This is a genomic window from Streptomyces swartbergensis, assembly GCF_002148965.1.
Lineage (GTDB): Bacteria > Actinomycetota > Actinomycetes > Streptomycetales > Streptomycetaceae > Streptomyces > Streptomyces swartbergensis.
The window spans coordinates 1-1,218 of sequence record NZ_NGFN01000719.1; the positions used below are offsets into that span (position 1 = coordinate 1).

At 76.2% G+C, this 1,218-nt stretch carries 1 pseudogene; it reads right to left on the reverse strand.

Going from position 1 to position 1,218, the window contains the following annotated elements:
* Positions 1 to 1,218, reverse strand: a pseudogene (locus CA983_RS46495) (D-alanyl-D-alanine carboxypeptidase); the annotation flags it as partial.

The following is a 1,218-nucleotide window of genomic DNA, read 5'->3' on the forward strand; positions in this document are numbered from 1 at the left end:
CCTCTGTGCCGGACGCCGGCTTCCGCGTCGACGGGTCGTCCAGCGGCTTGAGCGCGACGAACTTGCTGGTCCGCTCGGCGTCCTTCTCGGGCGCGCCCTTGCCGTCCTTGGCGTCCTTGGCGGCACCGCCGAGCTTCAGCATGGTGGTCGGCTGATCGACCGGGGGCCGTACGGCTTTGAAGACGGCGGTGGGCTGGTCGACGGGGGGTTCGGCGTCCGACTCGGGAGCCTTGTCCGCGCCGTCGGCCTTGGCCGTCTCGGGCTTCTCCCGGGTGTCGCCGGTGTCGTCGGTGTCGTCGGAGGTGGGCGTGTCCGCCGAGGCTTCCTCGGAAACGCCGGTGGCGGAACGGTCCGCCTCGGGCTCGTCGGCCTCCTCCTGCCCGCCCTGGGCACCGGCACCGGCCTCGGCAGCCTCGTCCGGGTCTTCGGCCTTCGGCCGGTCCGCGACGTCGGTGGCGGCCTCGTCCGCGCCTTCGGCGTCTTGGTCGTCCCGAGCGTCCACGTCGGCCTCAGCGGCCTTCTCAGGCTTCTGGCCGTCCGTGTCGGCCTCCGTGGCCTCTTCCGCCCTCTCAGCCGCCTCCTGGCCGTCCTCAGAGCCCTTGTCGGCGCTCTCGGCTGCCGCGGCTTCCTCGTCCTGGTCGGCCGACGCGACCCACGCGGCCACGGCGTCCCGCAGCCGCCCGTCACTGGAGACGGCGTCGTCCCCGCGCTCACGGGAGCCGGAGGACTCGCCGGACTGGGAAGCCGTGGCGGAGCCGGAAGCCTCGGCGGTACCGGAAGCCTCGCGGGGGCTGGAAGCCTCGCCGGTGCCGGTTGACTCGCCGGGCTCGGAGGCCTCAGCGGAGGCCGAGGCCCCAGCCGACCCCGAAGACCGGCTGGAGCCCCTCACGGACTCCTCCGCAGACTGCCGGGACGCGTCGGCCGCCGTGCCCTCGGTGCCCGCGCCGCCGGTGCCCTGCTCGGCGCCAGCCGCCGAGTCCGCCTCGCCCGCGCCCTGCTCGGCGTCAGCCGCCGCACTCTCGGTGCCCGCGCCGCCGGTGCCCTGCTCGGTCTCAGTCGCCGTGCCCTCGGTGCCCGCGCCGCCGGTGCCCTGCTCGGCGCCAGCCGCCGAGTCCGCCTCGCCCGCGCCCTGCTCGGCGTCAGCCGCCGCACTCTCGGTGCCCGCGCCGCCGGTGCCCTGCTCGGTCTCAGTCGCCGTGCCCTCGGTGCCCGCGCCGC